Here is a 14,393-nt window from a genome sequence, read left to right as displayed (position 1 = left end):
CGGCGGATCCTTTGCTTATGGGCACCAGTAAATCTCAAGGGAAGAGTTGAGGAAGGCGCGAACCGGCATTTCGGTGAGGTCATCACCGGCCAGCGCCGCACGCAGGGTGTCAAGTTTGGCCTGACCGGAAACCGACAGGATCGGCAGACGCGCCGATGCCAGCAAACGGCGGGTCATGGTCAGGCGCTGATGCGGCACAGTGGGCGCCAGCATCGGCAGACAGCGACGATCGCCTTCAAGGCTCAGCGCCTCGGTCAGGTTCGGGCTGTTGGGGAACAACGACGCGGTGTGCCCGTCATCGCCCATGCCCAGAATCAGTACGTCGATGGGCGGCAGTTCGGCCAGGGCCTGATCGGCGGCTTCGGCCGCCTCTTCAACGCTGGGCGCAACGCTGTACAAACCCAGGAACTTCGCCTGGGCCGCCGGCCCTTGCAGCAGGTAACGCTGCAACAGGCCCGCGTTGCTGTCGGCGTGCTCCACCGGCACCCAGCGTTCATCAGCCAGGCTGACCACCACGTTGGACCAATCCAGCGGTTGCTCGGCCAGACTCTGAAAAAAAGCCACCGGGCTGCGGCCGCCGGAAACCACCAGCGTCGCAATGCCGTTGTCGCTGATAGCCGTCTTGAGTTGCCCGGCCACATGGGCTGCCAACGCTTGGGCCAGCAGCGCCGGGTTGTCGAACTCGCGCGCGACAAGGCCCGCTGGCAGTTCAAGTTCACATATCGCCATACCACGATCTCCCGTCACGAGTAATCAGTGCAATGGAGCTCATCGGCCCCCAGGATCCGGCGGAATAAGGCTTGGGCATGTCGCCCGCCTTTTTCCAGCCAGCGATCAGCTGATCGCACCATTGCCATGCGTACTCAATTTCATCTTTGCGAACAAACAGGTTCTGATTGCCGCGCATCACTTCCAGCAACAACCGCTCATACGCGTCCGGGACGCGCGCACTGCGGTAGGTGTCGGAAAAATTCAGTTGTAGCGGGCCGCTGCGCAACTGCATGCCTTTGTCCAGGCCTTGGTCCTTGGTCATCACTTGCAAGGAAATGCCTTCGTCCGGCTGCAGGCGAATGATCAGGCGGTTGCTGATCTGCATGCGCTGCTCGGGGGCAAAGATGTAGTGCGGCGGCTCTTTGAAATGGATCACGATCTGCGACAGCTTTTGCGGCATGCGCTTGCCGGTGCGCAGGTAGAACGGCACGCCGGACCAGCGCCAGTTGCGAATATCGGCACGCAGGGCGACGAAGGTTTCGGTGTCGCTCTGGGTATTGGAGTTTTCTTCCTCCAGGTAACCGGGCACCGGTTTGCCTTCGCTGTAGCCTGCGATGTACTGGCCGCGCACAACCTGGGTCGCCAGGCGTTCCGGCGTGAACGGTGCCAGCGCCTTGAGCACCTTGACCTTCTCGTCACGAATGCTGTCAGCGGACAGATCGCTGGGCGGGTCCATGGCGATCAGGCACAGCAACTGCAACAGGTGATTCTGGATCATGTCGCGCAGTTGCCCGGCCTGGTCGAAATAGCCCCAGCGACCTTCGATGCCGACCTTCTCCGCCACGGTGATTTCCACGTGGGAAATATGGTTCTGGTTCCACTGGGTTTCGAACAGGCTGTTGGCAAACCGCAGGGCGATCAGGTTCTGGACGGTGTCTTTACCCAGGTAGTGGTCGATGCGGTAAACGCGGCTTTCCGGAAGAAACTGTGCCACGGCATCGTTGACCCGACGCGACGACGCCAGGTCGTGACCGATGGGTTTTTCCAGAACGGCGCGGGTGCGCTCGGTAAGATTCACCGATGCGAGGTTCTCGCAGATGGCGCCGTATACCGACGCCGGCGTGGCAAAGTAAGCGATCAGGGTTTCGGCATCGGCGACCCGTTCGGCCAGCGCCACATAATCCTCAGCCTTGAGGAAGTCCACGTGCAGGTAACTCAGGCGTGCCTGAAAACGCTCCACGTTCTCGGGCTCAAGCTCGGCCGGGGGAACGAAGCGCCGCAGGGATTTATCGATGTATGCCAGATGCTGCTGATCGTGGCCCGCTTCGCGCGCCAACGCCAGGATTCGCGTGTCGGCATGCAGCAACCCGGCGCGGTCGAGCTGATAGAGGGCCGGGAACAGCTTGCGCACCGCCAGGTCGCCCAAGGCGCCAAACAAGGCAAAAGTGCACGGTTCAACCGTTATCGAGAGCATAATGTTGGTTCTTTTATCAAGTTAGGCTACAAATACCTTTTTTAAAGGCGTTACTCAAGGCCAAATGTAGTAATAACCACAACATTCTATCCGTAATCATATTCCAGTGGTGATCAACACAGGCCCTCAGTACGATAGGCCACCTTTGCTACAGGCTAAAGAGGCGGGGGCAAACTTGGGCAAACTGCTGCGACAAGGACTTTGAATGGACCGTACAAGAAACCTCCTGGAACAGATTCAGGGCCGACTCGAAGAGCTGAACAAGGCTGAGCGCAAGGTCGCTGAGGCGATCCTGCTCAATCCGCAGCAGGCGACCCGTTTCAGCATTGCTGCGCTGGCTCAGGCCGCGCAGGTCAGCGAGCCGACGGTCAATCGCTTCTGCCGCTCGTTCAGCGTCAGTGGCTATCCGGAACTCAAGTTGCAGCTTGCCCAGAGCCTGGCCAGCGGCGCCGCTTACGTGAGCCGCGCCGTCGAGGCCGATGACAATCCGGAGGCGTACACCCAGAAAATCTTCGGCAGCGCCATCGCGTCCCTGGACAGCGCTTGCCAGCAGCTTGACCCGGCCTTGATCAGCAAGGCCGTGGACATGCTGATTCAGGCCCGACAAATCCACTTCTTTGGCCTCGGTGCCTCCGCGCCCGTGGCGCTGGATGCTCAGCACAAGTTCTTTCGCTTCAACCTGGCGGTGACGGCCCATGCCGACGTGCTGATGCAGCGCATGATTGCCTCGGTGGCGCACACCGGCGAACTGTTCGTGATCATTTCCTACACAGGCCGCACCCGCGAACTGGTCGAAGTGGCGCGCATCGCCCGGGCCAACGGGGCGTCGGTCCTGGGCCTGACGGCCGCGGGTTCGCCCCTGGCCAAAGCCAGCACCGTGAGCCTGAACATTCCGCTGCCTGAAGACACCGACATCTACATGCCGATGACCTCGCGGATCATTCAGCTCACCGTGCTCGACGTGCTCGCCACCGGGATGACCCTGCGCCGAGGTGTCGACTTCCAGCCGCACCTGCGCAAAATCAAGGAAAGCCTCAATGACAGCCGGTATCCGATTGAGGATCAGGGTTGAGCACGGGCTCGTTGGAGCGAGCGGGCGGCGTTCCGACTTGCCCGCTCGCTCCAACAGGTTCAGGTATTGAATCAATGCACCAAATACGCCTGCAAACTCAACTCCGCACGCTCGCCCGGTGCCAGACTCAGGCTGTCGCTACCGCCTGATGCGGCCTCGACGCAGACGAAGCCGCCCGTTTCACTACCCGCCACGCCCATCAATGGCCGGTTGCCGGGGTGCCAGACCACGGTGTTGGTGCTGTCGCCCGTATCAATCCTCAGCCGCCGTTGCCAGGCTTGATCCTGAAGCTGCAAGGGCCCGGTATGGTCAAACACCCGCTGACATCCCCCCGCGACGCGCAATTCGCCTTCCTGCTGACACGCCTGTCGACTGAGCTGATCCCAGCCTTGGGCGCCCTCAAGGCCCTCCAGCGCCACCTCCTGCACATCACTGATCCGCCAATAGGCGTGCAACGCATGACTGAACTGACACGGTTCGCTGTCCTGATGGCGTGTGGTCAAACGCAATTCCATGCCCTGCCCCAGTTCGGCGTGCAGGTCGACTTGCCAGTCCCACAGTTGCAGACGCCAATGCAGGTTCACGCCCTCCTCGCTTTCGCCGCTGTCTATCAGCTTCCAGTCCAGCAGACGCGCCCAGCCATGCGCAGGCCATACGCCTTCACTGGGGTGACGGCCATACCACGGCCAGCAAACCGGAACACCGCCACGAATCGCGCCCACCTGCGGCCACTGGGAAGCGCACCACAACCAGGGTTTTTGGCCCTTGGGCTGAAAATGCAGCAGTTGACCGCCCTGACGGCTGAAGGCTGCCTGGCATTGCGGGTGATCAATGATCAGGACATCGCGGAGCTGATAACGCTCCCACTCGAACGTTGGTCTGGCGCGTCTGGACTTGAAAAATCGTTGCAACGGATGCTCCAGCACCCCTGCTTCCTTGATGGTCATTGCTGTCCTGTTGGTAGATAAAAAAGACCGTGGGACCGGCTTCAGCCGGGAAGACTGCATTCCTGACGCGATAAATCCAGCGGATCTACCGACCCCTTCCCGCCTAAAGCCGGTCACACGGGCATACGACAATCGCCCCAAAAAAACGGGCAGCCAGGCTGCCCGAAAAACATCACGACCCTTGATCGATAATCAGAACTTGGTCTGTAGCTTGATACCGGCCACCAGCGCGTTATCCACCTCATCCACACCGCCCGGGGACTTGATGTATTGCAGGTTGGGACGGACGGTCAGCCAGTCGGTGACGTGCACACCGTAGTAGATTTCAGAGTTGTATTCACTTTTCTGGATCGGCAGATAACCCGGATTGTCGTAGTCGTCGATGCCATTCTGGGCGTTGATCTGGCGAGCGCGATCCTGAACGTCTTCGTTGACGTGAATGCGCGAAATACCGATGCCGATGTCATCCTTCGGACGGGCCGCGAACGGACCTTTGAAGACCATGCCCACCTGCAGGAAGTTGTCGACAAAGTTGGTGTCCTTGTCATGCACGGTCGCGTTGGCGAACAGACTCAGGCCCCGGGACGGATCGCCGCCGAAGGACATGACTTTCTGCTGCGCCACGACCCACCAGCCAGTCTTTTCGTTACGGGTCTTGAACTCGCCGCCGGTGATGCCCTGTGGCTGTCCGTTGCGATCCTCGTAAACATCGTCGGCGCTCGGGCTGCTGAAGTAGTAACCCAGACGGTATTCACCCGGCATCGAATTGACCGTTGGCGACCAGACGACTTCTACCGGCACCAGGGTGCCCTTGGCGCCGCTGCCGCTCAGCTTGAAGCCATTGCCGGTTTCCAGATACGAAGGGTTCTGTTCGTAGACGCCGATCTGGGCGAAAACCTCAGGCGTGATGTGGTACTTCACGCGCAACGCCCATTGGCTCACCGGCCAGTTGTACCAGGTGTTCACGTAGTTGGCGGCCTGGGTACCGCAGAAGGTCAAGTTCTGGAAGTCGCAAGGGAAGCTGCCGAAATCCTCGCCCTCACCCATACGACCGGCCTTGATATCGAGCTTGCCGTCCAGATAAGTCTGCTTGACCCACATTTGGGTCAAACGCCAGGTCTGGCCACGGCCCCAGACTTCCTGGGATGAACTGAGCGTGCCCACGCGAGGGTCGCCAATTCGATCATTGGAGATGTTGTTGCCGCTTCGCTCGGTAATCGCCAGCTTGAACTCGGCGTCTTTCCAGCCCAGGACTTTTTCCAGATCCATCTGCACGCCAAGGGCGAATTGATCGCTGTAGCGGGCCGTCTTGTCATCGTTGTAGCCGCCATGCACGTTGGCGCCCATTTCTCCCACGTACTCAAGCGAGAAGTCGTAGCCCTTGTCATACAGTTCCTGACGCAAGCCGCCCCAATCGCCGGTCATGTGGGCGTTGGCGTCGAACGGTTCAAGGGCACTGGCTGTTCCCGAAAACGCCAGCGCACTCAAAACAGACAAACCACCGACAAGCTGGAACTGGTTAAGCGATTTGTTGCGTAGCTTCTTCATCCCTTAAATCCTCGTTTTATTGTTATTGGCTTTTTAACGGCATCGACATCGGTTGCTGGGTGTTCGCAGGGTGCGCGACCGGCTTACGGCAGCGGTCGCTCAACCAGCGGTGCTCGGTTTCAGTTGCGGTTGATCTGCGTGACATTGCCGACACGTTCGGCAGGCTGAGGCTGGGCCAGCGCGCCAAGACGCTCACCGGTCGCGGCATCGAACAGCATGACTTTGGCCGGATCGAACTGCAGGGTCAGGCTTTCACCCACCTGTGGCGCAACATCCGGGGCCAGACGGCAGCAGACCTTGCTCTGGTTCAGGTTGACGAATACCAGCGTGTCCGGGCCGGTGGGCTCGGTGACCTGCACTTCCGCGCGAATGGTCGGCAGGCCGTTGGGTTCAGCCGGTGCCAGCACGATCTGCTCGGGGCGCATGCCCAGAATGACGTCGCGATCTTCAAGCCCGGCCTCCGACATGCCCATGGGCAGTTCGCAACGGGCCTGACCGCTGTCGAGCAGCGCGTAGAGGCGACCTTCCTTGCGTTGCAGGCGCAGGGGAATGAAGTTCATCGGCGGCGAACCGATAAAACTGGCCACGAACAGGTTGGCCGGATCGTTATAGATCTGTTTAGGCGTGCCGAACTGCTGGATGATCCCGTCCTTCATGACTGCCACTTTGTCACCCAGGGTCATCGCTTCGATCTGATCATGGGTCACGTAAACCGTGGTGGTTTTCAACCGCTGGTGCATCAGTTTCATTTCGGTGCGCATCTCGACCCGCAGCTTGGCGTCCAGGTTGGACAGCGGCTCGTCGAACAGGTAGATCTTCGGCCGCCGCGCCAGCGCGCGGCCCATGGCCACACGTTGCTGCTGGCCACCGGACAACTGGCCAGGCTTGCGATTGAGCAGGTGTTCGATCTGCAACAGCTTGGCAACCCGCGTGACTTCCTCATCGATGGCGGCAGCGCTCATCTTGCGGATTTTCAGGCCGAACTCGATGTTCTGGCGCACGGTCATGGTCGGGTACAGCGCGTAGGACTGAAACACCATGGCGATGTCCCGGTCCTTGGGGCTCATGCCGCTGACATCGGCGTCGTCGATCAGGATCGAGCCGTTGCTGATGTTCTCCAGGCCCGCGATGCAGTTCATCAGGGTGGATTTACCGCACCCGGAAGGCCCGACCAGAATCAAAAACTCGCCGTCCTTGATCTGCAGTTCGATGTTCTTCAGCGTATCCGGAAGGCCAACGCCGTAAGTCTTGTTTACATTGCGTAGTTCGAGCGTTGCCATGATTACCCCTTAACCGCGCCGGCTGTAAGACCGCGCACGAAATACTTGCCTGCCACGATGTAGACCAGCAGTGTCGGCAGACCGGCAATCATCGCCGCCGCCATATCAACGTTATATTCCTTGGCGCCCGTACTGGTATTGACCAGGTTATTCAGGGCTACGGTGATCGGTTGCGAGTCACCGCTGGAGAACACCACCCCGAACAAAAAGTCGTTCCAGATCTGCGTGGACTGCCAGATCAGGCAAACCATGATGATCGGCGTCGACATTGGCAGGATGATCTTCGTGAAGATGGTGAAGAACCCGGCACCGTCCAGGCGTGCGGCTTTGACCAGCGCATCCGGAATGCTCACGTAGTAGTTACGGAAGAACAGCGTGGTGAACGCCAGACCGTAAACCACGTGCACAAACACCAGCCCGGTGGTCGTGCTCGCCAGCCCCATCTTGCCCAGCGTAAAGGACGCTGGCAGCAGAACGGTCTGGAACGGCAGGAAGCAGCCGAACAGCAGCAGGCCGAAGAAAAGTTGCGAACCGCGAAACCGCCAGAACGACAGCACATAACCGTTGAGCGCGCCGATGGCAGTGGAGATCAATACGGCCGGAACCGTGATCTTGATCGAATTCCAGAAGTAGCCGTCTACCGTCGCCCAGGCTTTGATCCAGCCAATGGAGCTGACCACGGTCGGCCAGCTCAACAGGTTGCCGGTGCTGATATCTTCCGGGGTCTTGAAGCTGGTGAGCAGCATGACCACCAATGGCACCAGGTACAGCAGGCAAGCCAGGATCAGCACCGCGTGAATCGCGATCCGGCTGATATTCAAGGAAGGTGTCCCGATCTGGTTACTCATGACGCTTGTTCCTCAGCTCGGAATACAGATAAGGCACGACGATGGCGAGGATCGCCCCGAGCATCAGGATTGCACTGGCCGAGCCCATGCCCATCTGGCCGCGACTGAAAGTGAACGAGTACATGAACATGGCCGGCAAATCCGAGGAGTAGCCGGGGCCACCCGCCGTCATCGCCGCGACCAGGTCAAAGCTCTTGATGGCAATGTGCGCAAGGATCATCACGGCGCTGAAAAACACCGGACGCAGGCTTGGCAAAACAACCTTGAGGTAGATGGTCGGCAGGCTTGCCCCGTCGATCTGCGCGGCGCGGATGATCGACTGATCGACCCCGCGAAGGCCGGCCAGGAACATCGCCATGATGAAGCCCGATGCTTGCCAGACCGCAGCGATCACCAGGCAATAGACCACGCGATCAGGGTCGATCAGCCAGTCCAGACGAAAGCCTTCCCAGCCCCAGTCCCGCAGCAGTTTGTCCAGTCCCATGCCGGGGTTGAGCAGCCATTTCCAGGCAGTACCGGTGACGATCATCGAGAGCGCCATCGGGTAGAGATAAATGGTGCGGATAAACCCCTCGCGACGGATGCGCTGGTCCAGGAAAACCGCCAGTACGACGCCAACCACCAGGCTGATGCCAATGAACATGCCACCGAACACCGCGAGGTTTTTGCTTGCGACCCACCACCGATCGTTATCGAACAGGCGCTGGTATTGCGCCAGTCCGGCCCACTTGTAGGAAGGCAGAAAGGTCGAAGTGGTGAACGAAAGTACAAACGTCCACAAGATATAGCCGTAGAAGCCCACCAACACGATGAACATGCTTGGCGCCAGCACCAGTTTTGGAAGCCAACGCTGCAACGCATCGAACGGCGAGGCTTTGCTGAACACAGCAGTAGAACTCATGGGAAGCATCCACCTGAACCCGTTGATCCAGACCACAGCCGTGCGTGAAACCGGATGAGACGGTTTCATCAGCACGAACTGCGGCCGGGTTTAACTGCGCCCTGTGATCTACAAGGGCGCGAAACGATTACTTCGCAGCTTTCACCGACGCCCACAACTGCTTGGCGGTTTTGGCCGGATCAGCTTTTGGGTCGTTGATGAAGTTGGTGATGACATCAAAGAACGCGCCTTGCACGGCCAGCGAGGTCGCCATGTTGTGGGCCATGCTTGGTTGCAGCCCGCCAGTCTTGGCGTCAGCCAGGAAGTCCTTGGCGGCGGTCTGTGCGCAAGAGTCGAAGCCCAACTTATCCATGTTGTTCAGCATGTCGTTGCGAACCGGGATCGAGCCCTTGTTGATGCTGAAGACTTTCTGGAAGTTTTCCCCGAGCACCACTTTGGCGATGTCCTGCTGCGCGGCAGCCGTGCTTTCCTTGTCCTTGCTCTGCTTGAACACTGCCAACGAGTCGATGTTGTAGGTAAAGGCTTTTTCGGTGCCGGGGAACGCTACGCACTCGTAGTCTTTGCCCGCGACTTTCTTGGCCGCCGTCCACTCGCTCTTGGCCCAGTCGCCCATGATCTGCATGCCCGCCTTGCCATTGATGACCTTGGCGGCTTCCAGGTTCCAGTCCTGGCCTTTACCGTCGGCATCCATGTAAGTGACGACCTTTTGCAGTTCGGTCAGCGACTTGACCATTTCCGGACCGGTCAGCGCTTTTTCATCCAGGTCTACCAAGGCTTTCTTGTAACCGTCGGCACCCATTACCGAAAGCACGACGGCTTCGAAAACGGTGCTGTCCTGCCAAGGTTGACCGCCATGGGCCAGAGGGATGAAGCCCGCAGCCTTGAGCTTGTCACCGGCTGCGTAGAACTCTGCGAGGGTGGTCGGATTCTTGGTGATCCCGGCTTTCTTGAACACTTCCGGGTTGATCCACAGCCAGTTGACCCGGTGAATGTTCACCGGGACAGCTACGTAATCACCTTCATACTTCACGGTGTCGGACACTTTCTTGTCTAACAGACTGTCCCACTTTTCCGACTCGGACACTTCTTTGAGCACGTCCGTATCGAGCAGGCCAGTGGATGCCCATTCCTGGATATCCGGACCTTTGATCTGGGCAACGCCAGGCGGGTTGCCGGCGACAGCGCGACTTTTGAGCACGGTCATGGCAGTTGAACCGCCACCACCGGCCACAGCGCCGTCTTTCCAGATGAAGCCGTCTTTTTCGACCTGAGCCTTGAGGACATCGACAGCGGCTTTTTCGCCACCGGACGTCCACCAATGGACCACTTCGACAGTGCCTTTGGAATCGGCGGCAAGGGCGCTCAGCGGGAACAACGAGGCGAGAGAAATGAGGGTAGCGAGACGGGAAATTGAATTCATCGATTTAACCTTTCTTGTTGTTATGCATGAGCAAGTCTGTGCTTGCGCTGCATGGAGTCTAACCAAGGGTTTTGAAAGAACAGTAACGAAGGGATGCGCGATGGTCACAGGATGGTTACATTCCCAGCGTACCGGAAAAAATGGCTCTGGAACGGGCTTTTCAGAGGAATGAAGGGGGAGAAAACGAAACCCGTTCTGTCGGCAAAATCCGGGCTGACTGAAATCCTTATCTGCTCTCGAGAATAACCGGAGCACTACCGCCCCCTTTGACAAAAAAGCAGCTCTTGCACATTTGCGACGACGCCGAGACTGACGCCGGGTTGCAAACGGCTCAATGACGTGCTTAAACCGATCCAACCAAGACCATGGTCTGAGCTTATAGTGCGATTGATGTTACAAGCCCACTAAACAATCGCTAAACAGGCTAACGTCGGCGCTTTGTTTTTTTTCTCAGCAACTAACCTTTAAACCGTGGCCCGTCAAAGAGTGCCGCGTATTACTCTCAAAGGAATGAATCATGAACAGCAAACAGGCTCCGGCGCCCGGAGATATTGATACAGGCTTCCCCCCCATCAGCGTGCCCGATCCAGATCAGGGCGCAAACCTTGATCCCTATATCATCTTGCTACTTGCCAACGGCGACATGATTCTGGGCTGTTCGCCTTGCGTGATCGTCAAGTTCAAGGCAGACCACGAACTTGACACAACGTTTGGCGATAACGGCTACGTATTGATACAACTTGATCAAACACCTTACAGCCTTGAGAGTATTGATCGACTGCCGGACGGCGGTTATATCCTGCGCATTGAAACGGTTACCGAGATAGATGACACACGACTGACGTGCCTCGCGCTTGTGCGTTTAACCTCAACCGGACAGCGTGATCCAGACTTTGGCCAGGACGGCGTTCGCCTCTATCCTCTTCCCGGCGGTGCATCGCTGCCACCGCTATTGCGGAAACTGTACCGTCATCTGGATTCAATTGATATTGCCACCAGCCCAAACCGTTTTCCCGACCGGGTGTCTGGAGATCTTTCAGTTCAGGCTGACGGCACGCTTTTCGTACTCATGAGCGTAAAAGATATTGACGCCGGCACCTACCGTTCCTACGTACTGAAGCTGCTCGGCAATGGTGATATCGATCCAGGCTTCAACGGTAACGGCCTTATGGAGCCTGTGGGTTGTACGTCGTTTGTGGCGCATGCCATGGTCGTACAGAACGACGAAGCCTTCGTCATCAGCGGCGTATACCCTCCACCGGGGTCGCGTCGGAACGGCATCGGATTCACTGCTCGATTCAATCGTGACGGATCGCTGGATAATACGTTCGCCGAAGATGGGCATTTCATTGATTTCGGGCCTTATGACTACACACGCTGGCATTTTTTGCTGAGTCATAAAAACGGCAACATCGCCTGTGTCGGCCATAATGGTGCTCACACTATCGTAGGCAAGGGTCTCACGAAAGCGTGTACGCTCGACGAGAACGGAAACAATCCATCGTCTATCGTTGCCCGTCTGGCACCGAATACAACAGAAGACGCTGCACTACGCACGTTCACCGCAGTGCTGGACCGTGCCGGCCGGGTTGTCGTGGCCGGACGCCAACTAGGCCCAGGACAGTACACTCGTGGATTCCTCGGCCGGGTTAATCGCGACGGCCACGTTGATGAACATCTTGGCTACAAAGGTGTGCGCATTTATGAAGACTTCGGAAGTCTGGATGCACTGGTTGAAAGCTCTGAAGGCGACTGCTATTTAACTTCCGCGCTTCAGAACATTGGTGCAAACAAGATTTATCGCATTATCGGCACAAAATGAAAGAGCAGAACCAGAGTGCGGCAGGGGATGCCCTATATAGATAGGGCTTGTAAGGCCGCACTCGCTCTGATCGCTCTCATTCCACTGACCTGGGCAAATACAACGTCACCCGCAGCCCGCCCTCACGGAGGTTTTGCAAGCTGACTTCGCCACCGTGGCTGTGGGCGATGTTGCGGGCGATGCCCAGGCCCAGGCCATAACCCTGCTGCTGACTGCCTGCCAAGCGGAAATGCGGCTGAAATACCTGTTCCAGACGCTGCTCCGGAACACCCGGTCCTTCATCATCAACGTGCAGCACGAAAGCCTTGGCGTTGTCTTCGATTTTCAAATGGGCCTTATGCCCGTATTTGATCGCGTTATCAATCAGGTTACCGATGCAGCGCTTGAGGGCGAGCGGTTTGCCAGGGTAAGGCGCCAGCGGCCTGCCCTCTTGGGTCACGTCGCCATTGCCTTGGGGCAGCAGATAGGGTTCGACTAACACATCCAGGACGTGATTCAGGTCCACATCGACAATGTTCTCGTGGATATCCGTGTCCTTCACGCATTGCAGTGCACCTTTGACGAGCAATTCGAGCTCGTCCAGGTCACGACCGAACTTGGTTTGCAGGGTCTCATCTTCCAGCAACTCGACCCGCAGGCGCAGGCGCGTGATGGGCGTGCGCAAGTCATGGGAAATAGCGCTAAACAGCTGCCCACGTTCCGTCAGGTAACGACTGATCCGGGTCCGCATAGCGTTGAACGCCCGGCTGACTTCGACCACCTCGCTGCCGCCTCCTTCGATCACCGGCTCCACGTCGGCACCCAACGACATGTCACGGGCGGTGCGTGCCAGGCGCTTGAGCGGGCGGCTCTGCCAATGCACCAGCAGACCGATGAACAGCAGCAGGAACATGCTTGTCAGGGCGATGAACCAGACTTGCGAGATCGGCAGTTCCTGCTCTTCCAGCGTGGTGTAAGGCTCAGGCAACAATGAGGCGATATACAGCCACTCGCCCGGTGCCATCTGGATTTGCGTAACCAGCACCGGCGGGTTCACCGGTTCAAGACTCAGGGCGTAATGCGCCCATGAGCGCGGCAGCTCATCGAGCTTCAGGCCACTGTTGAAGATCCGCAGGTCTTCGGGCCGGACGAAGCGGACCGAAATATCCGGCCCGCTGCCCAAATGCTCGCGCAAGACCTGCCCGACCACATCCAGTACCGCTTGTTTGCGGGGTGTCAGCTCCAGCGTGACCATGTCCAGGGGCCGGTCATTGAGCGTCACGACAAATCGGGTACCGCCCATGCTGCGCAGTTGGTCCAGCACCAGCGGGCGATAGGCCAAGGGCAGCGAACGGAAGTAACTGGCGCTGGCCGCCATGGAGTGGGCCAGGCTACGGGCGCTGTTGATGAGCCCCTCCATCTGTGTGGCACGCAACTGCGACAGCCAGATCACACTCGACAGCGTCTGGGCGAGCAGCACCGCCAGCAGGGTCAATAGCAACATGCGCCCCAGCAACGAACGCGGCAATGGCAAACGCCGCCGGATGTTGGACCTGATCAAGCGTCAATGACCATGAGCGGACTGGACATTGGCCGCCAGTAAATAGCCGCTGCCACGCACGGTACGAATCAGCCTCGGCGACTTGCCGGTGTCGCGCAGCCGCTGACGTAAACGGCTGACCGCCATATCGACAATTCGCTCAAGAGGCATCAACTCACGACCACGGGTGGCGTTGCCAATCATGTCGCGATCGAGAATCTGCTGGGGATTGTCGAGGAACAACTTGAGCAGCACGAAATCAGCACCAGACAGGATCACTTCTTCGCCATCGTTGTGAAACAGCCGGTGGCTGACCATGTCCAGACGCCATTCATCGAACACCAGCACATCACCGCCCACACGTTCCTGACCAAATTGCGCACGCCGCAGCAACGCCTTGATTCGTGCCAGCAGCTCACGGGGGCTGAAGGGTTTGCCCAGATAATCATCCGCGCCCAGCTCCAGACCAATGACCCGGTCGGCTTCGTCGGAGCTGGCCGTCAGCATGATGATTGGCACGTGGGGCTGACGATTGTGCTGACGCACCCAACGACACAGGCTGAAGCCGTCTTCATCGGGCAGCATGACGTCCAGAATCAGCAGGTCACTGGGTTCGTCGTTGAAGGCCTGACGGAAATCCGCGCCGTCACCGACCGTGCGCACCTGAAAGCCGGAACGACTCAGGTAGGTTTGCAGCAATTCACGAATCTCCTGGTCATCATCGACCAGCAGGATCGATTTACTGACTGAACTCACGTTATGCGGTCCTTCTGGAGTGGATCGTTATTGTTTTGAGTGACACTTGGATATGAAGCTCGTTGGAGCGAGACTTGCCCGCGAAAAAACCGGTG

The 14,393-nt window shown here is 58.4% G+C and carries 12 protein-coding genes; 2 read left to right on the top strand and 10 right to left on the bottom strand.

Going from position 1 to position 14,393, the window contains the following annotated elements:
* Positions 1-15 precede the first annotated feature (15 nt).
* Together pgl and zwf are read right to left on the bottom strand one after the other, a co-directional pair.
* Positions 16-729, bottom strand: a complete 714-nt coding sequence (gene pgl / locus ACP7B0_RS09935; RefSeq protein ID WP_426141110.1) for a 6-phosphogluconolactonase — start codon at positions 727-729, stop codon at positions 16-18.
* Entirely contained in the window at positions 716-2,185 is a 1,470-nt protein-coding gene (zwf, locus tag ACP7B0_RS09930; RefSeq protein ID WP_426141109.1) for a glucose-6-phosphate dehydrogenase, read from the bottom strand. The genes pgl and zwf overlap by 14 nt, the downstream gene beginning before the upstream one ends.
* A 205-nt stretch (positions 2,186-2,390) precedes the next feature.
* On the opposite strand from zwf, the gene ACP7B0_RS09925 reads away from it, so the two are divergent.
* Positions 2,391-3,257: a MurR/RpiR family transcriptional regulator gene (locus ACP7B0_RS09925; RefSeq protein WP_426141108.1), complete on the top strand. Its 867-nt coding sequence runs from the start codon at positions 2,391-2,393 to the stop codon at positions 3,255-3,257.
* Positions 3,258-3,328: 71 nt separating this feature from the next.
* Here the strand turns inward: ACP7B0_RS09925 and ACP7B0_RS09920 are convergent, their stop codons facing one another.
* The 6 genes from ACP7B0_RS09920 to ACP7B0_RS09895 form a co-directional block, all read right to left on the bottom strand.
* Positions 3,329-4,204, bottom strand: coding sequence for a D-hexose-6-phosphate mutarotase (locus ACP7B0_RS09920; protein WP_426141106.1), 876 nt, complete (start codon positions 4,202-4,204; stop codon positions 3,329-3,331).
* Positions 4,205-4,396: 192 nt separating this feature from the next.
* Positions 4,397-5,752 carry a carbohydrate porin gene (locus ACP7B0_RS09915; RefSeq protein WP_426141105.1) on the bottom strand — a complete coding sequence of 452 codons (1,356 nt, stop codon included), beginning with the start codon at positions 5,750-5,752 and terminating at the stop codon, positions 4,397-4,399.
* A 119-nt stretch (positions 5,753-5,871) separates the two neighbouring features.
* On the bottom strand, positions 5,872-7,032 hold the full coding sequence (locus ACP7B0_RS09910; RefSeq protein WP_426141104.1) for an ABC transporter ATP-binding protein: 1,161 nt from the start codon (positions 7,030-7,032) through the stop codon (positions 5,872-5,874).
* Between the two features lie 2 nt (positions 7,033-7,034).
* Positions 7,035-7,880, bottom strand: a complete 846-nt coding sequence (locus tag ACP7B0_RS09905; RefSeq protein WP_426141103.1) for a carbohydrate ABC transporter permease — start codon at positions 7,878-7,880, stop codon at positions 7,035-7,037.
* The gene (locus ACP7B0_RS09900) at positions 7,873-8,781 is read right to left on the bottom strand and encodes a carbohydrate ABC transporter permease (RefSeq protein WP_426141102.1); all 909 of its coding nucleotides are present in this window, start codon (positions 8,779-8,781) and stop codon (positions 7,873-7,875) included. Before ACP7B0_RS09900 ends, ACP7B0_RS09905 begins: the two co-directional genes overlap by 8 nt.
* Positions 8,782-8,908: 127 nt before the next feature.
* The gene (locus ACP7B0_RS09895; protein ID WP_426141101.1) at positions 8,909-10,201 is read right to left on the bottom strand and encodes an ABC transporter substrate-binding protein; all 1,293 of its coding nucleotides are present in this window, start codon (positions 10,199-10,201) and stop codon (positions 8,909-8,911) included.
* A gap of 517 nt (positions 10,202-10,718) precedes the next feature.
* Here ACP7B0_RS09895 and ACP7B0_RS09890 point away from each other — a divergent pair.
* Positions 10,719-12,023: a hypothetical protein gene (locus ACP7B0_RS09890; protein ID WP_426141100.1), complete on the top strand. Its 1,305-nt coding sequence runs from the start codon at positions 10,719-10,721 to the stop codon at positions 12,021-12,023.
* 76 nt (positions 12,024-12,099) lie between these two features.
* Here ACP7B0_RS09890 and ACP7B0_RS09885 read toward each other — a convergent pair whose 3' ends face one another.
* A complete protein-coding gene (locus ACP7B0_RS09885; protein ID WP_426141546.1) occupies positions 12,100-13,506 on the bottom strand; it encodes an ATP-binding protein in 1,407 nt (468 codons plus the stop codon).
* Between the two features lie 60 nt (positions 13,507-13,566).
* Positions 13,567-14,298, bottom strand: a complete 732-nt coding sequence (locus tag ACP7B0_RS09880; RefSeq protein ID WP_426141099.1) for a response regulator — start codon at positions 14,296-14,298, stop codon at positions 13,567-13,569.
* Positions 14,299-14,393 lie beyond the last annotated feature (95 nt).

Origin of the sequence: Pseudomonas sp. DWP3-1-2 (assembly GCF_049896285.1) — a bacterium.
Taxonomy (GTDB): domain Bacteria; phylum Pseudomonadota; class Gammaproteobacteria; order Pseudomonadales; family Pseudomonadaceae; genus Aquipseudomonas.
Note: the sequence above shows the minus strand (reverse complement) of the source record. Positions and strands in the feature narration are given on the sequence as shown.